We start from the raw sequence: 21624 nt of genomic DNA, 5'->3' as shown, positions 1-21624 counted from the left end.
AGTCGTCGTGCTCGTCCTGGGACTTGAAACCTCGTGCGATGAAACCGCCGCCGCCGTCGTGGAGGACGGGCGGCGCGTCCTGTCGGACGTCGTCTCCACGCAGGTGGACATCCACCGCCGCTGGGGCGGCGTCGTGCCGGAGCTGGCCAGCCGCAACCACATCGTCCAGGTGATGCCCGTCGTCCACGAGGCCCTCACCCGCGCGGACAAGACGCTGGACGACATCGACCTCATCGCCGTCACGTCCGGCCCCGGCCTCATCGGCGCGCTGCTCGTGGGGCTCCAGGTGGCCAAGGGGCTGAGCCTCGCCACCGGCAAGCCCTTCGTGGGCGCCAACCACCTGGAAGGGCACCTGCTCGCCATCCGCCTGCTGGAGGACGCGCCCGCGCCGCCCTTCCTGGGGCTCGTCGTCTCCGGCGGCCACACCAGCCTCTACGAGGTCCGTGACTACGGGAACTACCGCCTCGTGGGCCGCACGCGCGACGACGCCGCGGGCGAGGCCTACGACAAGACGGCGCGCATCCTCGGCCTGCCGTACCCGGGCGGGCAGCCCATCGACGAGCTGGCCCAGAAGGGCAACCCGGAGGCCATCCGCTTCCCGCGCGCGCTGCCGGGCGACAACCTGGACGTGTCCTTCTCCGGGCTGAAGACGTCGGTGCTCCACCACGTCCAGAAGCACGGCGTGCCGGAGGGCCAGGCCCTCCACGACCTGTGCGCGTCGTTCCAGGAGGCGGTGGCGGACGTGTTGTCGAAGAAGCTCGTCGCCGCGGCGAAGAAGCTGGGGCACAACCAGCTGGTGCTGTGCGGCGGCGTGGCGGCGAACTCGCGACTCAGGGCGCTGTGCAAGCAGCGCGCGGAGGAGCGGGGCCTGCGCATGTTCCTGCCGCCGGTGCGGCTGTGCACGGACAATGGCGCGATGATCGCCGTCGCAGGGTATGAAGCGTGGCGCCGCGGCTTGCGCGGTGATTTCCGCCTCGCGGCCGACCCCGCCTGGCGCATGGAGTAGGGGCCTGACAGTGGATTCTCCGCGCGACATCCTCAAGCGCCACGGCCTGCGGGCCAAGCACAGCTGGGGACAGAACTTCCTCGGAGACCCGGACGCGCTCCAGTCCATCTCGGACGCGCTCGAGCTGCGCGAGGGCGAACCCGTGGTGGAGCTGGGCCCGGGCCTGGGCCACCTCACGCGCTTCCTCGCCGCCACCGGCGCGCGCGTCACCGCCGTGGAGCGCGACCGCGACATGGTGGCCGTGCTGGAGAAGGAAGCCATCCCCGGCGTGCGCGTGGTGCCCGGCAACGCCGCCACGGTGGACTTCGCCCAGGTGGCCGGCGCGGACGACATCGCGCTCGTGGGCAACCTGCCGTACCACCTCACCAGCCCCATCCTCTTCCAGGTGCTCGCGCAGCGCGCCCGCATCTCGCGCGCCGTCTTCACCCTCCAGAAGGAGGTCGTGGTGCGGCTGGCCGCGGAGCCCGGCAACCGCGACTACGGCTTGCTCACGGTGCTGCTCGGCCTGCACTTCGACGTGGAGCAGGTGCTCACGCTGGAGGCGTGGCGTTTCCATCCGCCTCCGAAGGTGGACTCCGCCGTGCTGCGCCTCACGCGGCTCAAGAAGCCCCGCGCCCCGCTGGTGGACGAGGCCCGCTTCACGCGGCTGGTGAAGGCCAGCTTCGCGCAGCGCCGCAAGACGCTGATCAACTCGCTCAAGTCCGACAAGGGCCTGGCGTCGCCAGAGGTGATGCTCGCGGCGCTCAAGACAGCGGGCATCGACCCGGGTCGCCGCGCGGAGACGCTCTCCCCGGAGGAGTTCGCTTCCATCGAGCGCGCCCTGGGGCCTGTCACCGCCATGGCGCCGCCGCCTCCGGACGCGCCGGAAGAGGGCACCTCAGAGGAGTAGGAGACGAGTAGGGGACGTTCTCAGCGCTTCTGGCCCAGCGCGGCCAGGAGCCCACCCTGCTGGGAGAGGAACGCGCGGAACTCGTCCTCGTCGATGCGCAGGCGCGCGAGCACGCCGCTGAGGACCTCTTCCACGGAGCCCTCCGGCCGGCGCTTCAGCTCGAAGGCCGTCTTCAGCAGGGCCACGCCATAGAGTGGATCCACGTCCACGGGAGGTGCGGGAGGGGCCGTGGCCGTACGGGCGGCGGGCACCACTTCCGTGGGCTCCACCAGGTCCACCACCGCCGTCTTCACCCGCTGCCTGCCGCGCATCTGTGGCCCGTCGCTCCTGCTGGGTCGTGTTCGCGGGCACCGTAGGGGATGACCCCCAAGGGCGCAAGGGTCGGGTGATCCGGCGAAAATTGCCGGATGCACGGGGGCATGGTTGTGTTATCCGCCCCCCGCGCGCGCATGTGTCTCATGCGTGGATTCCGGGGGCGGAGGCCTCGGGCCGATGGACCACCGCTACATCGTCGTCGAAGGCCCCATCGGCGTGGGCAAGACGAGCCTCACCAACCTCCTCACGGAGCGACTGGGCAGCCGCCGCATTCTGGAGGTGGTGGAGGAGAATCCCTTCCTCTCCAGCTTCTATGCGGACCGGCAGAAGTTCGCGTTCCAGACGCAGGTGTTCTTCCTGCTCTCGCGCTTCCGCCAGCAGCAGGAGCTCTTCCAACAGGACCTGTTCCGCTCCGTCACCGTGAGCGACTACCTGTTCGCGAAGGACCGCATCTTCGCCAACCTCACGCTGGCCTCGGACGAGCTGGCCCTCTACGACCGCGTCTTCGAGGCGCTGGGGCCCCGCGTCCCGCAGCCCGACCTGGTCATCTACCTCCAGGCCCAGCTGGACGTGCTGCTGCATCGCATCAAGAAGCGCGGCCGTGAATTCGAGCGCAAGTTCGACGCGGGCTACCTGGAGTCGCTCACGCACGCGTACAACGACTTCTTCGCGCATTACACGGATACGCCGCTGCTGGTGGTGAACACGTCGGACATCGACTTCGTGCACAACGAGGACGACCGCGAGGACCTGCTGAAGACCATCGCGAACGCGAAGGCCGGCGTGCAGCACTACACCCCCAGGTCCCGCCGGGGCTGACGGGCGCCGCCCGCCTGGCTGCCTGGCGTGGGTTAAACCCCCACGAGGCCCCGGGGGCGTTAGAGTGCATCCCCGTGGAACCCCCGGCCTCCGGCGATCCCCCTGGGGACGGCGAGGGGCCTGAAGTTCCACGCGGCTGTCCCACCCGTCTTGCCACAGGAGGTGAACCGTGAAGGACAAGGTCACCATCCACACGCTGAAGCGCCTGAAGCAGTCCGGTCAGAAGATCTGCATGGTCACCGCCTACGACGCGACGTTCGCGCGCATCCTCGATGAGGGCGGCGCTGACGTGCTCCTGGTCGGTGACTCGCTGGGCATGGTCATCCAGGGCCAGGAGTCCACGCTGCCCGTCACCATGGACCAGATGGTCTACCACTCGGCGGCCGTGAGCCGCGGCGCCAAGCGGGCGCACGTGGTGGGCGACCTGCCGTTCATGAGCTACCAGGTGTCGCCGCAAGAGGCGGTGCGCAACGCCGGGCGGCTCGTCTCCGAAGGCAACGTGGGCAGCGTGAAGCTGGAGGGCGGCGCCGAGTTCGCCGACACCGTGCGCGCCATCGTCCGCGCCAGCATCCCCGTCATGGGCCACCTGGGGCTGACGCCGCAGTCGGTGCACAAGATGGGCGGCTACGTGGTGCAGGGCCGCGACGAGGACGCCGCGCGCCGCATGCTGGACGACGCGCTCGCGCTGGAGGCCGCCGGCGCCTATGCGCTGGTGCTGGAGGGCGTGCCGCTGGAGCTGGCGCGCACCATCACCCAGAGCCTGAAGATTCCGACCATCGGCATTGGCGCGGGCAAGCACTGTGATGGCCAGGTGCTGGTCTGCTACGACCTGCTGGGCATGAACCCGGACTTCAAGCCGAAGTTCGTCAAGCGCTTCGCCAACCTGCACGGGAACATCACCGAGGCCGCGAACACGTACTTCTCCGAAGTGCGCGCGGGCACCTTCCCGGACGAGGAGCACAGCTTCAAGGCCACCAAGGGCATCCGGCTGGTGACGCCCACGCCGGTGGCCCCCGACGCGGAAGGCGCTGGCGAGCCCGCGGAGAAGGTCGGCGGCATCTACGGGGCTCCCGTCTAGCCATGGCACCCCACGTCCTGCGCACCGTTCCGGAAGTGAAGGCCTGGGTCGCGTCCCTCCAGAAGGAGGGCAAGACGCTGGCGCTCGTGCCCACCATGGGCTTCCTCCATGAGGGCCATGTCTCGCTCATGAGAGAGGGCGGCCGGCGCGCGGACGTGGTGGCTGCCTCCATCTTCGTGAACCCCACGCAGTTCGGTCCCCGCGAGGACCTGGCGCGCTACCCGCGCGACTTCGAGGGGGACCTGGCCAAATGCGCGAGCGCGGGCGTCACGGCCGTGTTCGCGCCCGAGCCCGAGGCGATGTATCCCCCGGGCTACCAGACCTACGTGGACGTCACGGAGGTCAGCCAGGGGCTGTGCGGTGAGCGGCGTCCCGGCCACTTCCGGGGCGTCGCCACCATCGTCACGCAGCTGTTGGCGCTGTTCCGGCCGGCCGTGGCGCTGTTCGGAGAGAAGGACTACCAGCAGCTCCAGGTCATCAAGACGCTCAACCGCGACCTGCACCTGGGCGCGGACATCGTGGGCATGCCCACGGTGCGGGAAGCGGACGGGCTGGCCATGAGCAGCCGCAACGCCTATCTGTCCGCGGATGGACGCCAGCGGGCGCTCGCCCTGTCGAAGGGCATCCGGGCGGCCCAGGCCCTGCTCGCCTCCGGCACCCGGGACACACGGGCGTTGGTGGAGGCTGCCCGCCGTGAATTGCAGGCGGCGGACCTCCGCGAGGACTACGTGGAGGTTCGGGACGCCGGGACGCTTTCACCCCTGGACTCGGTGGCGCCCGGACAGACGGCGCGCATGCTGGTGGCGGCCTTCTCGGGCACCACGCGGCTCATCGACAACATGCCGCTGGCCGGTTAGGAGACCCGGGACACGTTATGGCCGCTGGAAAGTCGAAGGGTGTGGGTGCGGAGCCGGGGGTGAAGCTCATTGCCGAGAATCGGCGTGCGCGCTTCGACTACACGGTGGATGAGAAGATAGAGGCCGGGCTGGAGCTCACGGGGAGCGAGGTGAAGTCGTTGCGTGAAGGAACGGCCAACCTGTCGGACGCCTACGCGCTCCAGAAGGGCACGGAGCTGTTCCTGCTCAACGCCCACATCGGCTCCTACAAGGCGGCCAGCGTCTTCGACCATCTTCCCACCCGGGGCAGGAAGCTGTTGATGCACCGGGCGGAGATAGACCGGTGGACGGCGAAGGTTCGCGAGCGCGGTTACTCCATCATCCCGCTCGTGCTGTACTTCAGGAAGGGACGGGCCAAGGTGGAACTGGGCCTGTGCCGCGGCAAGACGCACGAAGACCGCCGTCACGACATCAAGGAACGGGAGACGAAGCGGGAGATGGACCGGGAAGTGCGCCGTCGTTGAGGGCGCTCCCGCAATTCCCCTGCCGGACACGCTGGAATGGACAAGAAGGTTTCCGACAAGAAGGAGCGGCTGTTGGCCGCGCTCGACCAGGGCATGGTGATGATCCACCTGGACGCGCGCCGTCCGGGCGTGCTCGTCCCCGCCAGCCTCAGGGGCGAAGCGCACCTGCGCCTCAACCTCTCCTACCGTTTCGAGCCCCCCGACCTCACGGTGGGCGAGTGGGGCGTGCGCTGCACGCTGAGCTTCTCCGGTTCGCGCTTCACGGTGGCGGTGCCCTGGTCGGCGCTGTTCGCCATCGCCAGCCACGTGACGAAGGAGTTCTGGATGTACCCGGAGGAGATGCCGCCGGAGCTGCTCCAGCAGCCGCCGGTGGCGTCCGCCTCCGTCGCGCGTCCGCCGCAGCCCGCGCCGGTGCCCGTGGCCGCGGAGAGGCCCCGTGCCTTCCTTCGCGAGGTGCAGGCCGAGCACACCGAAGAGCCGGAGTCGCGTCCGGAGGTGGCGCCTCCGCCGCCGCCCGAGGGAGGCCCCCCGGAAGAGCCGCAGCCGCCGCGCCGTGGCCACCTGCGGCTGGTGAAGTAGGACGACGGGCCCGGCGGAGCGTCAGCGCTTGAGCTCCGCCGCCACGTCCGACTTCTTGCCGCCCATGAACGACCCCGTCCAGACGCGGTAGCCCTTGAGCTTGAGCTGCACGGGGACGGAGCGCGCGGGGTAGACGTTGTCCATCACCAGCGGCGTCACGCCCACCTCCACGCCGTCCACCACGACGGTGGCGCCGGAGGGCTCGCTGCGGATGGACAGGACCGCCGACGGGAGTCCAATCGCGCGCAGCACCTGGAGCTCGTAGCGGGGCCACACGAACAGCGCGCCCGCCGCGAGCACCGCCGCGATGCCGAGCAGCGCCACGGCCGGTCCCCAGCGCCCGCGGGAGCGGGAAGGCGCCATGGGCTCGAACTCCGACGGCGAGCTCTCCGCCCGGGGCGCGCGCTCCTCCAGTTCCAGGTCACCCTGGGCCGCCTGCCGGATGCTGGGCCGGTTCATCCGCTCCGAGTCGTCCACGTCCGAGATGGACTGGGTGGCCAGCGCGGGCGCATCCGCCGGAGCAGGGGAGGGCGCCTGCGTCCGGGCTCGCGAGGCAGGGGTCGCCGCATTCGTCTGCGGTCGAGAATCAGGCGCTCCAGTGGGCCCACTCGCCGGAGCCCGAACGGGTGCGGACGCCGCCATCGTGGGCGCGTTCGCCTGAGGCCGCGAAGGGCCTGTCCGCGCGGAGCCATGCGGGGCGGCAGGGTCGCGTCCAGGCGCTGAAGCGTCGGGAACCATCGCAAGAGCCTCGCCCGCATCGCTCCAACGCCCGGAAGGTCCGCGCGTGCAGGATTCACAGGGAGAGCCAGGGGACTCCAGCGCCGAACCGCACAGGGCACAGGTGTGGACCACGGCGCCGGACGCGGACAGCGAGACGCCTCCGGCCGGCGGGCTCCACGGCTCCTCTTCCTCCGCCGCCACGGGGACAGAGGCCGGAGGCGCCTTCCACGCTGGCGAAGCGCCATAAGCCATCGTGGCCTGTCGTGCGCCAGACGCGGACGGGATGCGCCCCGTGTCCACGCCCTCGAGCGGCACGGCCGACATCACGAACGACGCCGACGTCGAAGCCGGGGCCTCCGCGAGCGCGGTCCGGGCCACCTCTCCCACTGACAGGGGCAGCCGGACGCCGCGAAGGAAGGTCGCCAGCGCGTGCGACGACGCGGGCTCCCCCGTCTGCGCGAGCCACCGGGCCAACGCCTCCGACACGTCCTCCGGCTCCGGAAAGCGGGCCGCCGGGTCGCGCGACAGCATGCGCAGCACCAGCGTGGCCAGCGACGCCGGCACGTCCGGCAGCGACGCGGGCGCGCGGTTGAGGATGGAGTGCGCCACCGCCATCGGCTCCGCCGCCGCCGACCCGAACGGGTGCTGCCCCGCGAGCAGCTCCGCCAGGATGGTGCCCAGCGAGAACTGGTCGCTCAGCGCCGTGGCCGGCTCGCCGCGCAGGACCTCCGGCGCCGCGTACGGCACCTTGCCCTTGAAGGCTCCGGGCTCCGTGCGCGACAGGCCCGCCAGCCGCGCGATGCCGAAGTCCGTGACCTTCACCTCGCCTTCGCGCGACACCAGCAGGTTGGACGGGGATACGTCCCGGTGCGCCGTCACCACCGGCTGGCCGTTGTGCTGGCGGCGGTACGCGTGCTGCAATCCCGCCTGCGCCTGGCTCGCGATGAACACCGCCAGGTGCGGAGGAATGCGCAGCCCCTGGCGCGTCACCGCGCGGATCAGCGCGCCCAGGTCCCAGCCGTCCACCAGCTCCATCACCAGGAAGAGCCCATCCGCGCTCTCCCCCACGTCGTGCACGGTGACGATGTTCTGGTGCTGCAGCAGCATGGCCAGCCGCGCCTCGGAGACGAACATCCGGGAGATGTCCGGCTCGCGCGCCAGGTGCGGCAGCACGCGCTTGATGGCCACGGTGCGCTCGAAGCCCTCCGCGCCCTTCGCCACGCCCAGGAACAGCTCCGCCATGCCTCCCGTGGCCAGGGGTTGCAGCAGCCGGTAGCGCGACGTCACGGGGACCTCCGGAAGGACGCGGTGGGGCGCTTCACCCCTGCGATTGGGTGATTTCGCGCAGGTGATTCCACGGGTAGATGCCCGTGGTGTGCTGGTCGCTGAAGACGAACGCGAGCGCGTAGTTGCCCACCGGCTGCATCTGCAGCACGCGCAGGTTCGCGGGCACCTGCGAGGGGTCCAGCGTGCGCTTCGCCGTCCACTCGTCCACGCACGCGGCGCACGGGCACTGCTGGCGCAGCACCTGCGCGGTGGCGGACGTCGTCACGCCGTCGTCCCACGTCAGCGTCAGCGACTCGCCGTCCGCGGACAGCTTCGCATCCGTCGCGCTGACGGGCTTGGGCGCGGGCTTGATGCGATCCCAGAAATTGCTCACCGGTACACCTTCCAAGGCTTTGGAGCAGCAGCCCCTCCCTACCATCCTTCCGGCGGAGTGGGGGGCCTGCCGCGAAAGCGAAGGACCCGGGGAACGGGGCTTCAGGAAGCCAGCTTGACGGGCTGCCGGTGGCCTTCCAGCCGCACGCCCCGCTGGGCCAGCACCGCGCGCAGCGCCAACACCACCTTGGGGTCCAGCTGCGCGCCGCTCAGGTTGTCCAGGATCTCCATCGCCTTCTCCAGCGGCATGGCCTTCTGGTAGGGGCGCGTGGAGGTGCACGCATCGAAGGTGTCCGCGCACGCCACGATGCGCGCGAGCATCGGAATGGCCTCGCCCTTGAGCTTGTCCGGGTAGCCCGTGCCGTCCCAGCGCTCATGGTGGTGGCGCACGCACGCGCGCACCGAACCCAGGAACGTCACCGGCCCGATGATGGCGTCGCCAATGGCGGGGTGCTCGCGCATCAGGGACATCTCCTGGTCGGTGAGCCGGGACTGCTTGCAGAGGATGTTCTCCGGGATGCCAATCTTCCCGATGTCGTGGAGGATGCCGCCGTACTGCAGCTGCCGCAGCTCGCGCTCCGTGAGCTTCAGCTCCTTGCCAATCTCCACCGCCACGTCGCCCACCCGCTGGCTGTGGCCGCGCGTGTACGCGTCCTTGGAGTCGATGGAGTTGGCCAGCGCGACGATGGTCTCCAGGTAGCCCTTCTCCAGGCTCTCGTAGAGGCCGCGCGTCTCCATGTCGTACGCCATGAGCTGCTTGCTCATGTAGTTGAACGTCTGGGCCAGCTCCCCCAGCTCGTTCTTCTGCTTCAGGTGCACCTCCACGCCGAACTTGCCGCGCGCCAGCTCCAGCGACGTCGCGATGAAGGTCTTCAGCGGCTGCGTGAGGTTGCGGGAGAAGATGGCCGCCAGCACCAGCGCCACCAGGATGGCGCCGCCCAGGCCCAGGAGGATGCGCCGCTCCATGGTCTCCACCTGGCGATACGCATGCTCCACCGGCTGCTCGGACACGATGGCCCAGCCCGCCTCCGGCAGCACCGAGTACGCGGACACCACCGCGTCGCGCCCCTCGCCGAAGTTGCCCACGTGGAACAGCTCCGTATCGGGCGTGCCCTCGCGCTGCTTGAGCAGGTGCGCCAGGGGCAGCCGCTTCGACACGTCGTCACCCACCGCGCCCAGGTCGCCGCCGCCCGTAATCAAGCGGCCGTGCCGGTCCGCCAGGTACGCGAACCCCGTGCTCCCCACGCGCTCCTGCGCCAGCATCTGCCGCAGGCCCGCGAGCGTGATGTCCGCGGCCATGTAGCCCTGCACCGGGTCGCCCACGGGGAAGGCCAGCGTCACCACCGGCCCGCCGCCGGCTCCGCCGTGGGACGCCACCACGTCCGAGTAGCGCACCCCGGTGAGCCCCTCATCCAACAGGGCCCGCGCACGCTCCTCGTGCTCCGCCACTCCGCTGGGCGCCATGTCGTGCACCGCGAAGGCCTGCAGGCCGGGCAGCCGCTGCCGGTCCGCGCCGAACACGGTGAGCGCCAGCAACTCCGGACGCTGGTTGAGCACCGCCGCGATGTGCAGCCGCTGTGTGTCGCCCGGCAGCGTGAAGAATCCGCCCGGCACGCTGGACAGCCCCACCACTCGCTCCGTGGGGTCCTCCAGGAAGCTCTCCGCCTTGAGCCGCAGCTGCTTCACCCGCTCCTGGGCCAGCTCCTGCGCGTCGCGGATGAGCAGCTCGCGCGTATGGGACACCGACAACCAGCCCACCATCAACGTGGGGATGATGCTGACCACCAGCATCAGGAGGAGGATGGCTTTGAAAAGTCGCACGGCGGTGGCTCCTCGCTCGGGTCAGGCGGCTACTTCTGCCACCCGTCCTTCACCTTGACGTTGAGTTCGAGCGATTCCGCGGCCAGCTCGAAGCGCCGTGTCTGGGAGGGCAGGGACCGCCCCTGCTCCGGACTCACCGCCGTCACCGTCCAGCGATAACGACCCGCGGGCAGCGCCGGCAACGTCCATTGCCGCGCGGCCTGCACCATGCGCACCGGCGCGGGCGTGGCTTTCCCCTCCACGCCTTCCGCGACGACCTCCACCTCGTAGCGCGTGGCGCCCGAGACGGAAGCCCACGCCAGCGTCACCGGCGCCAGAAGCCCTCCATCCGCCGGCTTCAGCGTGAAGCGGGCCTTGTCCGCGGGCTGCGACAGCTGTGGCGCGCCGGGCGGCTCTGGCAGCACGGTGCCCTGCTGCACGCGCACGGACTCGCCCTTCGCCAGCACGCGGGTGGCGTGCTGCGCCTCCACGGTGACGGGAGGCCCCTGCCGGTGCGTGACGGTGGTGGTGCCGCCGTCGTGGTCCACCTCCACCGTGAAGTTGGACGGCTGGGGCGGGTTGAGCAGCGCCCACGCCTCGTCCGCCTTGTGCAGCGCGTCCGCGTACCGAGCGGCCTGGAAGTGCGCCTCCGCTTCCTTGAGGCGGGACTCGGCCTCACGGCGGCGCGCATCCTCCGGCGCGGCCTTCACCGCCGCGCGCGACATCTCCAGCGCCTTGAGCGCCGTCTGTGGCTCCGTACCGGGCGCCTTGCGAGGGCCCGTCGGGGCGCTGCCTCCGGGAAGGGTCGTGCCGTCCGGAGGCTCTCGCCCCACGGCGGTCGGTGCGGTTGACGGCACTACGGACAGCCCCATCCACGCGCTGAGCCAGAGGGCGGCCTTCATTGGAATTCAATCTTCCTGCCCGCACGAACCGTGGCGGATGGGGTGGTGACGGACAGCGACTGGGTGGCCGGCTTCTCCAGGGTGGCGTCCACCCGTCCCCGCAGGACGGTGACGTCCGTTCGCAACTTGCTCTCCGCGATGCCCACCAGGGAATCGCCCCCCAGGTGCAGCGTGCTGCCATTGGCGAACACCACCTGGGCGCTGGCCCCGGCCTCGGTGCGGACCTTGTCGTTTTCGTAGAGGGGCAGCTCGTCGCGCGCGGGGCTCCATTCGTCCGCCACCGCGCGTTTGATCTGCACATCCCCCGTCAGCCGCCGCAGGTGCGCGCGGGGAACAGGCGGAGGCAGGGGCGCCTCGGTGGGCCCACGAGGCTTCTCATCGGCGGTACAGCCGGGAGGAAGGGCCATGAGTGCGACCGCGAAAAGCAGGGGAGGCCAGCGTCGTACGTTCACCAGAGGGGTCTTCCTGAAAACCACTCTACCCGGAAACGCCGCGCCGGAAGGGCCTCCCGCCCCCTCCCGTTCACTCTCGCCCGCTCAGTCCAACCGCCTGTGCGCCAGGCACGGCAAATTCCGCCGGATGCGTGCCTGGAGCTCCGGATCCACCGGCGCCAGCGCCAGGCCCTCGCCCTCGGAGGCCCGCGCCGTCACCAGGCCCCACGGGTCCACCACCATCGCGTGGCCGTACGTCAGCCGCTGCGCGGAGTGCCGCCCGCCCTGGGCTGGCGCCAGCACGTACGCCTGGTTCTCGATGGCCCGGGCGCGCAGCAGCACCTCCCAGTGGTCCTTGCCGGTCATCATGGTGAACGCCGCCGGCACCGCGAGCAGCGTCGCCCCGTCCTTCGACAGCCGCCGGTACAGCTCCGGGAAGCGCAGGTCGTAGCAGACGCTCATGCCCAGCCGGCCCACCACCGTGTCCACCGCCACCACCTCCGTCCCCGGCGCCACCGCCGCGGACTCCTGATAGGTGGCCCCGTCCCCCACATCCACGTCGAACAGGTGCATCTTCCGGTAGACGGCCAGCCGGGCGCCGTCCGGGCCGAACAGGACGCTGGTGTTGTAGAGCCGGCCGCCGGGCGCTCCCTCCTCCAGGATGGAGCCGGCCAAAAGCGTCGTCTTCGTTCCCCGGGCCAACTCCGCCATCCGACTCAGGGTGGGGCCGTCCAGGGCTTCCGCGGCGGAGGGGCGCTCGGGCTCCGGGCCCATCCAGGAGAAGTTTTCCGGCAGGCCCACCAGGTGGGCACCCAGGGAGGCAGCCTGGCGCACGAGGCGCGTGGCCACATCCAGGTTGTGGGCCTTGTCCGCGGTGGACACCATCTGTGCGGCGGCGATGAGGTGCATGGGGGCGTTATAACGCCACCGGCGTCACTCGGAACCCCTGGGAATCCTTCAATCCCGGGGGGCGTTTGAGCCGGCGCCTCGGGGTGTGTCCTTCCTTTACACCCCGAGGGGGCGTGTGTTACGGGACGCCCCGACATTTTTCGACGCATCACATTCGAAAAGTGGGCCGCCGTGCCCGCTTTTCGCGTTTTTGGAGACCTGTTTCCTGGCCATGGAGCCGAAGAACATCAAACAGACGGTGGAAGAGAAGGCAGCGGCGCTGCTGGACCCCATCGTGGCGAACGAAGGCCTGGAGCTCCTGGACGTGGAATACGTCCGCGAGCGCGAGGGCTGGGTTTTGCGGCTGTTCATCGACAAGCCCGGTGGCCGGGTGGGACTGGAAGAGTGCTCCCAGGTGTCGCGCGCGGTGGATCCGGTGCTCGACGTGGAGGACTTCATCCCCCAGGAATACAAGCTGGAGGTCTCCAGCCCCGGGGTGAACCGGCCCTTGAAGAAGCCGGCGCACTTCGAACGGGTGAAGGGACAGAAGGTCAAGGTGAAGACCTTCGGCCCGCTGGGTGACCCGCCGCGGAAGAACTTCAGCGGCACGCTCATCGGAGTGGCGGCCGACGCCATCTCCGTGGACGTGGAAGGGGGCGGTGCCTTCATCATCCCCTTCAAGGACATCGCCAAGGCCCATCTGGAGTTCGAGTTCTAGCAGCCGACATACAGGGGACCCTGTTCGCGCCAGGGCCGCCCGTGGACCCATTTTCGGAGAAGACACAGCCATGCCCACGCCCGCCAACCCGGCAGTCAACCTCAACCTCGTCCTGGATCAGGTCGCCAAGGACAAGGGCATCGAACGGGCCGTGCTCATTGCCACCCTCGAGGACGCGATGAACACCGCGGCCAAGAAGCACTTTGGCCAGGACCGCAACCTGGAGGCCAAGTACGACCCGGAGAAGGGCGTCGTGGAGCTCTTCCAGGCCATCACCGTGGTCGCGGAGATCAACGACCCCGTCCAGGCGGTGAATCAGATCACCATGGAAGAGGCCCACAAGAAGGGCATGGAAGTGGAGCCCGGTGACGAGCTCGTCTTCCAGATCTTCTACCGGGACGAGGACGCCGCGGAAGCCAAGGCCCAGGACGACCAGTACGGCGACATCCTCCGGCTGAAGACCTTCCGCCGCGGCTTCGGTCGCATCGCCGCGCAGACGGCCAAGCAGGTCATCCTGCAGCGCACCCGCGACGCCGAGCGCGAGAACGTCTTCAACGAGTACAAGGACCGCAAGAACGAGATCGTCACGGGCATCGCCCGCCGGTTCGAGCGCGGCAACATCGTGGTGGACCTGGGCCGCGCGGAGTCCGTGCTGCCTGTCCGCGAGCAGGTCCCGCGTGAGACCTACCGCCCGGGCGACCGCGTCCAGGCCTACGTGCTGGACGTGCTCCGTGAGTCCAAGGGCCCGCAGATCGTCCTGTCTCGCGCGTCCGTGAACCTGCTCACCAAGCTCTTCGAGATGGAGGTGCCGGAAATCGCCGAAGGCATCGTCGTCATCGAGGCGGCGGCCCGCGAGCCGGGTGGCCGCGCGAAGATCGCCGTGTCCAGCCGCGACTCGGACGTGGACCCCGTGGGCGCGTGCGTGGGCATGAAGGGCAGCCGCGTGCAGGCGGTGGTGCAGGAGCTGCGCGGAGAGAAGATCGACATCGTCCCCTACGACGAGGACCCGGCGCGCTTCGTGTGCTCGGCCCTGGCCCCGGCGGAAGTGAGCCGCGTCATCATCGACGAGGCCAACCACGCCATGGAGCTCATCGTCCCGGACGACCAGCTGTCCCTGGCCATCGGCCGGCGCGGGCAGAACGTGCGCCTGGCCGCCCAGCTGACCGGCTGGAAGCTGGACATCAACAGCGAGAGCCGCGTGCGGGAGATGCGCGAGTTCGCCAGCCGTTCGCTGGGCGCCCTGCCCGGCGTCAACGAAATGCTGGTGGAGACGCTCTACGCGCACGGCTTCCGTCAGGCGCGCGACGTCGCGGACGCCAATGCGGAGATGCTGGCGCAGATTCCAGGCATTGACCCCACCCGCATCGCCTCCATGCAGGAAGAGGCCAAGAGGCGCATGGTGGAGGACCAGCAGGAACTGTCGCGCATGGACTACGAGCGCGAGCAGGCCCGCCTGGCCGAGGCCCGCCGCCACCCGGACGAACTGTCCCAGCCGGAGCGCATGGCGCGCGTGCGCGGCGTTGGTGAGAAGACCATCGAGCAGCTCATCCTCGCCGGTTACCGCACGGTGGAGGACATCGCGAACGAGAAGGACCTCACCCGCCTGGGCGACGTGCCGGGCGTGGGCATCAAGAAGGCCCGCCAGCTGAAGAGCGCGGCGGAGAACTACCTGGTGGAGGAAGCCAAGCTGCGCGCGGAGCTGAACGCGGAGCGGGCTGCGCAGGCATCGGCAGGCGGGTCGGAGGGCGTGGAAGCGGCCAAGGCACCGTAACGACAGGGGGTTAGGCGGATGCGCCGCGAAACCAAACGGCCCGGGACACATCTCACGGAAATCACGGCGTCAGGTCCGGTCAGGACCTGCGTCGGGTGCGGTTCTCGCAAGTCACAGGCGGAACTCACCCGGTTCGTGGTAGGTCCCCAGGGCGGAGTGGTGGCGGACAGGCGGCGGATGCTGCCGGGGCGGGGGGCGTACCTGTGCGGTGCCGGTTGTCTGACGGCAGCGCTCAAGCGTAAGGCGCTGGGCAGGGCCTTCCGGGGCAAGGCGGGGCAGGTCGACCCGTCAGCACTCGGACAGGCTTGGGAGTGAGGGCGGGAGGGTGGAGAGGTTGCGGGGGGAGGTGGCTGTTAAGCACCACTCGCACACAATTTCGGCTTTGGACTAGGGTGCTCGGCCTCGTCGTCGGCGGAGCAGAAGGCCAATCAAGGTATGTCGAAGAAGCGCGTTCACGAAATCGCCAAGGAGCTCAAGAGCCACGGGATTGAGCTCGACAATAAGGAGGTCGTGACCGAGCTCGCCGGGCTGGGTTACGACGTCAAGAGCCACTCGTCCTCCCTGGACGATGACCAGGCCACCGCCGCGGTCCAGAAGATCCTGGACAAGCGCAAGCCCAAGCAGGCAGCCCCGCCCGTCGCCGCCAAGGGCTTCGTGGTGCGCCGCAAGGTTGGTCCTCCCGCGGGTGCGTCCGCCCAGGAGAACCAGGACGGCTACGCTCAGTCGAACGAGCCCGCCTACGAGCCGGAGCCGGAGCCTCAGTTCGCGGCTCCCATGGAGCCGGAGGCCTCGCAGGCGCCTGTCGCCGTGGAGCCGCCGTCCACCGCCGTGGAGCAGGCCCCCGTGGCCCGCGCCCCGGAGGCCCCGGCCGTGACGGCCACGCCGCCGGAGGCGACCGTCGCCTCCATCGCCGCGACCCCGGAGGCGCCGTCCGCGCCCGAGGCCCCGGCCACCCCGTCTGTTGCCGCAACCGCCACCCCGCCCGTGACGCCGCCCTCCACCCCGCCTCCCGCGGCCGTGGTGGAGACGCCCCGGGCCGCCGAGCCGACCCCGGCCACGGCGACACCGCGCAGTCCTACGCAGGAGAGTCCCCGCTTGCCCAACCCCCCTACGCGCTCGCCGGTCCCGCCCACCGCACGGACGCCTTCTTCCACGTCGACGTCCGCGACGGTCATCTCCCGAGGTCCCGGTTACGTGCAGCGTCCGGGTTCCACGGGCGGGCGCCCTGGTGGGCCGCCGGGCAGCCGTCCGGGTGGTCCGGGTGGTCCCGGCAGCCGTCCGGGTGGCCCGGGTGGGCCTGGCAGCCGTCCTGGCGCGCCCATGCAGGGCGGCCGTCCGGGTGGGCCGCCCATGAACCGTCCGGGAGCGCCCATGCAGGCGCGTCCGGGCCAGATGGGGCCGGTGCGTCCGTCCTCGCCGCCCACGGCCGGCACGGGAGCCCCGGTGCAGCCGACCGGCCCGACCATCATGGTCGGCGGCGTCCCGCACGCCCAGGTCGCGCCCACGCCGGGTGCCCAGGCGCGCCCCACGGCCACCCAGGCCGTGGTGATTTCGCGCCCGCTCATCCAGGTCCGCCGCGTCACGCCCACCACGACCCAGGCCAAGCAGTACCCCATGGCCCCGGGCCGCACGGCGCTGGGCACGGAGAAGCGCGAGTACAAGGTCGTCCCGGATCACCTGGGTCGCGGCCGCGAGCTGGTGGACGTCTCCAAGAACAAGGAGCGTGGCCAGCGCAAGCGCACGGGTCCTGAGACGACCAGCGTGTCCAAGCAGGAGCTGTCGGACATGGTCTGGGGCCGCATCCAGATCCCCGTCCGCGGCAAGAAGCGCAAGCCCACGAAGAAGGGCGCCAAGACGCAGATCACCCAGATGGCCGAGGAGAAGAAGGTCATCAAGCTCCAGGAGGGCATCAGCGTCTCCGACCTGGGTCAGCGCATGGGTATCCGCACCGCGGAGCTCATCAAGAAGCTGATGGGCATGCAGAAGATGGCCACGGCGAACCAGATCCTGGACGCCGACACCGCGGAGCTCATCGCCACCGAATACCACTGGAAGGTCGAGCGCGTCGGCTTCGAGGTGGAGGACTACCTGCCGGAGGTCGCGGCCAAGGCCGAGGACGAGCGTCCCCGTCCGCCGGTGGTCACCATCATGGGCCACGTCGACCACGGCAAGACGAGCCTCCTGGACGCCATCCGCCAGGCCAGCGTGGCCTCGGGCGAGGCGGGCGGCATCACCCAGCACATCGGCGCGTACAGCGTGTCCACCGCGCGCGGCGACGTCACGTTCCTGGATACCCCGGGTCACGAGGCCTTCACGTCCATGCGCGCCCGTGGCGCCAACGTGACGGACATCGTGGTGCTGGTGGTGGCTGCGGACGACGGCGTGATGCCCCAGACCATCGAGGCCATCAAGCACGCCAAGCAGGCGGAAGTGCCCATCGTCGTCGCCATCAACAAGATGGACGTCCCGGGTGCCAACCCCGACCGCGTGAAGAAGGACCTCGCGAGCCAGGAGCTGGTGCCGGAAGAGTGGGGCGGCGACACCATCATGGTGCCCGTCTCCGCGAAGACGAAGATGAACCTGGATCTCCTCCTGGAGAACCTGGCGCTGCAGGCGGAAGTCCTCGAGCTGACGGCGAATCCCTCCCGTCCGTCCGTGGGCGCCGTCGTGGAAGCGAAGCTGGAGCGTGGCCGCGGTCCCGTGGCCACGGTGCTGGTGCAGGAGGGCACGCTCAAGCTGGGCGACGCCATCGTCACCGGCACGCACTACGGCCGCGTCCGCGCCATGAACAACAGCCGTGGCGAGGCGGTGAAGGAAGTGAAGCCGGGCTACTGCGCGGAGGTCGTGGGCCTCTCCGGCGTGCCCACCGCGGGTGACGCCATCAACGTCGTCTCCGACGAGAAGGCGGCCAAGCAGATCGCCGACCACCGCGGCATGAAGGAGCGGCAGACCGAGCTCAGCAAGGTCAGCCGCGAGTCCCTGGACCAGCTCTTCGCCAAGACGAAGGCGGGCGGCGGGCCCAAGGAACTGCGCGTCATCATCAAGGCGGACGTGCAGGGCTCGGCGGAGGCCGTGCGCCAGGCGGTGGACAAGCTCACCACGCACAAGGTGCGGGTGGTCATCATCGACGCGGGCGTGGGCGCCATCACGGAGACCGACGTCATGCGCGCCGCCGCTTCCAAGGGCGTCGTGCTGGGCTTCAACGTGAAGCCGGAGTCGGGCTCGGAGGCCGCGGCCAAGGCGCAGCAGGTGACGCTGCAGAGCTACTCCATCATCTACGAGCTCATCGATGGGGTTCGCTTGGAGATGGAGAACCTCCTGGAGCCCATCCGCACCGAGCGCAAGCTGGGCCGTGCGGAGGTTCGCAACACCTTCAACGTTCCCAAGCTGGGCACCATCGCCGGCGCGGCCGTCCTGGACGGCGTGATGAAGCGCGGCTCGTTCGTGCGCCTCATGCGCGAGAACAAGCAGCTCTTCTCCGGGAAGATGGCGTCGCTGCGCCGCTTCAAGGACGACGTGAAGGAAGTCGCGCAGGGCTTCGAGTGCGGTATCGGCATCGAGAACTTCAACGACCTCAAGGCCGGCGACATCATCGAGGCCTACGAGATCGAGGAGACCCGGCAGAGCCTCTCGTAGTCCTTGAGAGGCGCACTCGACGGACCCCGGGGAAGGCCCCACCTTTCCCGGGGGATGGACGACGCGACGGCGCCTGGGCGTGGATGACGCGCCCGGCGGCCGTTGGCCTGGGGGACCTCTATGTTCGTCGGAGTCGCACGCCTCACCCTCCAGATTCCGGAGAGCGCCTCGCTGAAGTCCAAGCGGCAGGTGCTCCGCCGGGTGACGGACCGGGTGAAGGCCCGCTTCAACGTGGCCGTCGCGGAGGTGGACGACCAGGACCTCTGGCAGAAGGCGTCGGTGGCCCTGGCCGTGGTGGGCAACGCGCGCGGGCACGTGGATGAGCAGTTGGAGAAGATCATCCACTTCATCGAAGAGATGTACGTCGCGCCGCTGATGGCCCGGGAGACGGAGATCGTCGCCTTCGGGGACACGCTCTATTCGGACAAGGGGCCGGTGGCTGGCGCCTTCCGTGCTCCGGCGAAGGTGCCGGAGCTGGAGGACGAGGACGCCCACCTGTCTCCCGAGGACGCGAACTCGCACTCGGAGGCGGCGATTGCCCGCTTCCTGCGCAGCGACCGCTCGCTGGCGGAGGCGGAGGGGCTGGGTTCGTGGGAGCAGCGGCACGAGGGCGCGGGCCCCGGGCCCGGGACTCCACGACCCACGGGTGACGGTGGAACGCTGAATCTGGACGACGCGCGGGCCAAGGCCCGGGCGCTGCGCAACCCGCGAGATTGGGAGAAGAAATGACGACGCATTCACGACCCGAGCGCGTGGGGCAGGAAATCCAGGCGGCCATTGGCGCCCTGCTGACGCGCGGGGAATTGCGCGACCCGCGCATCGGCTTCATCACCATCACCGGCGTGAAGGTGTCGCCGGACCTGCGGGTGGCGAAGGTCTTCTATTCGATGCTGGGCACGGACCAGGAAAAGGCGGACACGCAGAAGGGCCTGGACGCGGCCAAGGGCTTCGTGCGCCGCGAGGTGACGTCCGCGGTCAACCTGCGCGTGTCGCCGGAAATCTTCTTCGCCTTCGACGCGTCCGTGGGCGAGGGCGATAAGATCGACCGGCTCCTGCGCGAAGTGCGCGGCAAGGAAGGCTGGTAGGCCCCGCTTCATGGACGGCGTTCTCGTCATCGACAAGCCCCTGGGCCCCACGTCCTTCGACGTGGTCCGGCAGGTGCGCGGTCTGCTGAAGGTGAAGAAGGCGGGCCACACGGGCACGCTGGACCCCATGGCCACCGGCGTGCTGCCGGTGTGCCTGGGAGAGGCCACCAAGGTCGCCGGCATCATCACGGAGGGCGATAAGGCCTACGACGCCGTGGTGCGGCTGGGCGTGGAGACGGACACCCAGGACGCCCAGGGCAAGTCCACGGCGGAGGCCCCGGTGCCCCCGCTGACGGCCCCGCTGCTGGAGGCGGCGCTCGCCCGGTTCCGGGGCACGTTCGACCAAGTGCCGCCCATGTACTCGGCGGTGAAGGTGGCCGGGAAGCGGCTCTACGAGCTGGCGCGCGCCGGGGAAGAGGTGGAGCGGGCCAGCCGCACCGTCACCGTGCATGAGCTGGTGCTGCGCGACTTCTCCGCGGACCGGCTGACCCTGTCCGTGCGGTGCACCAAGGGCTTCTACGTGCGCACGCTGGCGTATGACCTGGGCCGCGCGCTGGGCTGTGGGGCGCATCTGGAGGCGCTGCGGCGCACGATGAGCGGTCCCTTCACGCTGGCGCGCGCGCTGCCCCTGGGGGACCTGGCGTCCCTGTCCCGTGAAGCGGTGGCCGGGCGGCTGGTGTCGCTGGCGGACGCGCTGACGGACCTGCCGGCGGTCCGGGTGAACGCGGACGAGGCCCGGCGGGTGTTGCACGGCGTCCCCGTGGAGGTCGCCCCCGTGCCCGGCCGGGTGCGGGTGCTGGGCCCGGATGACGCGCTGCTCGCCATGGCGGAAGTGGTGGGCGGACGGCTGCGTTACCAGCGGGTTTTCAACTGAGTGGCCACCCGCACCCATGACATCACCGTGAGCGTGGCCCCGGGCCTTCGCGGCGCCTTCGACGGGCGGCGCGAGCTGTCCCTGGGCGTACCCGCGACGGCGGGCATTGGCGACGTGGTGGAGGCGCTGCTGCGCTTGTACCCCCGTACACGTCAGTTGTTGGCGGGTGACGGTGGCGAGGCGGGGGGGGCGTACCTGCACGTGGCCCTGGACGAGGCCTCGGCCCGGGAGCTCTCCCCAGGCGGAGGCGGAATTCCGGGCGGTTGCCGGTTGTACGTCTTCGCACTGTCCCGGCCCCCCAAGGGCGGACGGAGAGTCGGCGAAGGTTGACCCCCCAGGGGGTGAAGCTTATAAGCGGCCCGCTCGTTAGAAGGACCATGAGGCCGGGTCTGTACCCCTCCGCGGACCCAGGCGGCACGAGCGGTCACCCCGGAGCGGGATTCAGGAAGAAGCCCATGTCGTTGCATCAGGAACGCAAGAGCGAGCTGGTCACGAAGTTCCGCACCCACGAGTCCGACACCGGCTCGCCCGAGGTGCAGGTGGCGCTGCTGTCCGAGCGCATCAACATGCTCACCGAGCACTTCAAGACCCACAAGAAGGACCACCACTCCCGCCGCGGTCTGCTGAAGCTGGTCGGTCAGCGCCGCCGCATGCTGGACTACCTCAAGTCCAAGGACGTGGCGCGCTACAAGAAGCTCATCGAGGGCCTCGGCATCCGCAAGTAGTCCTCGAGCAGCACCCGGGGCGCTGGCACATCACCAGCGCCCCGCGCATTTGGGCAGCACGTTTCAGGGCGAAGGAGTGGGCGAGGGAGAGGTGGAGGCGGGCTCTTTTGGTTTCCGTTCAGACCGGCCGACCCGGAGTCATGGGTGGGCGGGTGTGATCAGGGATCAAGAGGTCTGGTCCATCCCTCCGGCGCTCCGCAACGGAGCCCGTTTCCGCAGTACAGGCAGCGTTCGTCTGGCATGTGCCTGCTTCAGGCCCTGGCGACCGCTCAATCCAGAGGGCCCTTTTCCGGGCGGCTCCTGCCCCACGCACGTGGGCGGGCCGTGGCTGGCAAGGGTCCTCGCACGCGAAGCAGGCACAGAGGCCAC

Annotated in this window: 23 protein-coding genes; 16 read left to right on the top strand and 7 right to left on the bottom strand. The window is 70.0% G+C overall.

Annotated features, from left to right (window positions below; genetic code table 11):
* Positions 1–7 precede the first annotated feature (7 nt).
* Together tsaD and rsmA are read left to right on the top strand one after the other, a co-directional pair.
* Positions 8–1006: a tRNA (adenosine(37)-N6)-threonylcarbamoyltransferase complex transferase subunit TsaD gene (gene tsaD, locus D7Y04_RS19220; protein WP_120580007.1), complete on the top strand. Its 999-nt coding sequence runs from the start codon at positions 8–10 to the stop codon at positions 1004–1006.
* A gap of 10 nt (positions 1007–1016) precedes the next feature.
* Positions 1017–1895 (top strand): 16S rRNA (adenine(1518)-N(6)/adenine(1519)-N(6))-dimethyltransferase RsmA, encoded by an 879-nt coding sequence (rsmA, locus tag D7Y04_RS19215; protein ID WP_121760239.1) that lies wholly within the window; start codon positions 1017–1019, stop codon positions 1893–1895.
* Between the two features lie 20 nt (positions 1896–1915).
* Here the strand turns inward: rsmA and D7Y04_RS19210 are convergent, their stop codons facing one another.
* Complete coding sequence (locus D7Y04_RS19210; RefSeq protein ID WP_121760238.1) at positions 1916–2206, bottom strand: hypothetical protein; 291 nt, start codon at positions 2204–2206, stop codon at positions 1916–1918.
* A 181-nt stretch (positions 2207–2387) separates the two neighbouring features.
* Here D7Y04_RS19210 and D7Y04_RS19205 point away from each other — a divergent pair, with 181 nt between their 5' ends.
* The 5 genes from D7Y04_RS19205 to D7Y04_RS19185 all read left to right on the top strand — a co-directional run bounded on the left by D7Y04_RS19205 (position 2388) and on the right by D7Y04_RS19185 (position 6046).
* Positions 2388–3029, top strand: a complete 642-nt coding sequence (locus D7Y04_RS19205; protein ID WP_120598517.1) for a deoxynucleoside kinase — start codon at positions 2388–2390, stop codon at positions 3027–3029.
* A 169-nt stretch (positions 3030–3198) separates the two neighbouring features.
* Positions 3199–4107: a 3-methyl-2-oxobutanoate hydroxymethyltransferase gene (panB, locus tag D7Y04_RS19200; RefSeq protein ID WP_120598518.1), complete on the top strand. Its 909-nt coding sequence runs from the start codon at positions 3199–3201 to the stop codon at positions 4105–4107.
* A 2-nt stretch (positions 4108–4109) separates the two neighbouring features.
* Positions 4110–4964, top strand: a complete 855-nt coding sequence (gene panC / locus D7Y04_RS19195) for a pantoate--beta-alanine ligase (RefSeq protein ID WP_120598519.1) — start codon at positions 4110–4112, stop codon at positions 4962–4964.
* 17 nt (positions 4965–4981) lie between these two features.
* On the top strand, positions 4982–5467 hold the full coding sequence (gene smpB / locus D7Y04_RS19190) for an SsrA-binding protein SmpB (protein WP_014398822.1): 486 nt from the start codon (positions 4982–4984) through the stop codon (positions 5465–5467).
* A gap of 36 nt (positions 5468–5503) precedes the next feature.
* Positions 5504–6046, top strand: coding sequence for a ClpXP protease specificity-enhancing factor SspB (locus D7Y04_RS19185; RefSeq protein WP_120598520.1), 543 nt, complete (start codon positions 5504–5506; stop codon positions 6044–6046).
* Between the two features lie 21 nt (positions 6047–6067).
* Here D7Y04_RS19185 and D7Y04_RS19180 read toward each other — a convergent pair whose 3' ends face one another.
* From D7Y04_RS19180 to D7Y04_RS19155, 6 genes are all read right to left on the bottom strand, one after another.
* Entirely contained in the window at positions 6068–8053 is a 1986-nt protein-coding gene (locus D7Y04_RS19180) for a serine/threonine-protein kinase (protein WP_121760237.1), read from the bottom strand.
* 31 nt (positions 8054–8084) lie between these two features.
* A complete protein-coding gene (locus D7Y04_RS19175) occupies positions 8085–8471 on the bottom strand; it encodes a DUF971 domain-containing protein (protein ID WP_120598522.1) in 387 nt (128 codons plus the stop codon).
* Positions 8472–8527: 56 nt separating this feature from the next.
* The gene (locus D7Y04_RS19170; RefSeq protein WP_120598523.1) at positions 8528–10246 is read right to left on the bottom strand and encodes an HD domain-containing phosphohydrolase; all 1719 of its coding nucleotides are present in this window, start codon (positions 10244–10246) and stop codon (positions 8528–8530) included.
* Positions 10247–10275: 29 nt separating this feature from the next.
* Positions 10276–11127, bottom strand: coding sequence for a peptidoglycan-binding protein LysM (locus D7Y04_RS19165; RefSeq protein WP_121760236.1), 852 nt, complete (start codon positions 11125–11127; stop codon positions 10276–10278).
* A complete protein-coding gene (locus tag D7Y04_RS19160) occupies positions 11124–11534 on the bottom strand; it encodes a FecR family protein (RefSeq protein WP_171809357.1) in 411 nt (136 codons plus the stop codon). The genes D7Y04_RS19165 and D7Y04_RS19160 overlap by 4 nt, the downstream gene beginning before the upstream one ends.
* A gap of 129 nt (positions 11535–11663) precedes the next feature.
* The gene (locus D7Y04_RS19155) at positions 11664–12467 is read right to left on the bottom strand and encodes a carbon-nitrogen hydrolase family protein (protein ID WP_120580019.1); all 804 of its coding nucleotides are present in this window, start codon (positions 12465–12467) and stop codon (positions 11664–11666) included.
* 211 nt (positions 12468–12678) lie between these two features.
* Here D7Y04_RS19155 and rimP point away from each other — a divergent pair, with 211 nt between their 5' ends.
* From rimP to rpsO, 9 genes are all read left to right on the top strand, one after another.
* The gene (gene rimP, locus D7Y04_RS19150) at positions 12679–13164 is read left to right on the top strand and encodes a ribosome maturation factor RimP (protein WP_121760235.1); all 486 of its coding nucleotides are present in this window, start codon (positions 12679–12681) and stop codon (positions 13162–13164) included.
* 70 nt (positions 13165–13234) lie between these two features.
* Positions 13235–14935 (top strand): transcription termination factor NusA, encoded by a 1701-nt coding sequence (gene nusA / locus D7Y04_RS19145; RefSeq protein ID WP_120598526.1) that lies wholly within the window; start codon positions 13235–13237, stop codon positions 14933–14935.
* Between the two features lie 18 nt (positions 14936–14953).
* Positions 14954–15250, top strand: a complete 297-nt coding sequence (locus tag D7Y04_RS19140) for a YlxR family RNase P modulator (RefSeq protein WP_121760234.1) — start codon at positions 14954–14956, stop codon at positions 15248–15250.
* A 120-nt stretch (positions 15251–15370) separates the two neighbouring features.
* A complete protein-coding gene (gene infB / locus D7Y04_RS19135; protein WP_121760233.1) occupies positions 15371–18571 on the top strand; it encodes a translation initiation factor IF-2 in 3201 nt (1066 codons plus the stop codon).
* Between the two features lie 120 nt (positions 18572–18691).
* On the top strand, positions 18692–19300 hold the full coding sequence (locus D7Y04_RS19130) for a DUF503 domain-containing protein (RefSeq protein WP_120599791.1): 609 nt from the start codon (positions 18692–18694) through the stop codon (positions 19298–19300).
* Entirely contained in the window at positions 19297–19656 is a 360-nt protein-coding gene (rbfA, locus tag D7Y04_RS19125) for a 30S ribosome-binding factor RbfA (RefSeq protein ID WP_120599792.1), read from the top strand. Before D7Y04_RS19130 ends, rbfA begins: the two co-directional genes overlap by 4 nt.
* 10 nt (positions 19657–19666) lie before the next feature.
* Complete coding sequence (truB, locus tag D7Y04_RS19120) at positions 19667–20530, top strand: tRNA pseudouridine(55) synthase TruB (protein ID WP_121760232.1); 864 nt, start codon at positions 19667–19669, stop codon at positions 20528–20530.
* Positions 20531–20860, top strand: a complete 330-nt coding sequence (locus tag D7Y04_RS19115; protein WP_120599794.1) for a hypothetical protein — start codon at positions 20531–20533, stop codon at positions 20858–20860.
* Positions 20861–20985: 125 nt separating this feature from the next.
* The gene (gene rpsO / locus D7Y04_RS19110; RefSeq protein ID WP_014398807.1) at positions 20986–21255 is read left to right on the top strand and encodes a 30S ribosomal protein S15; all 270 of its coding nucleotides are present in this window, start codon (positions 20986–20988) and stop codon (positions 21253–21255) included.
* Positions 21256–21624 lie beyond the last annotated feature (369 nt).

Origin of the sequence: Corallococcus sp. AB038B (assembly GCF_003668955.1) — a bacterium.
Taxonomy (GTDB): Bacteria; Myxococcota; Myxococcia; order Myxococcales; family Myxococcaceae; genus Corallococcus; species Corallococcus exiguus.
The sequence above is the reverse complement of the archived record's forward strand: the minus strand, read 5'-3'. Positions and strand labels throughout refer to the sequence as shown.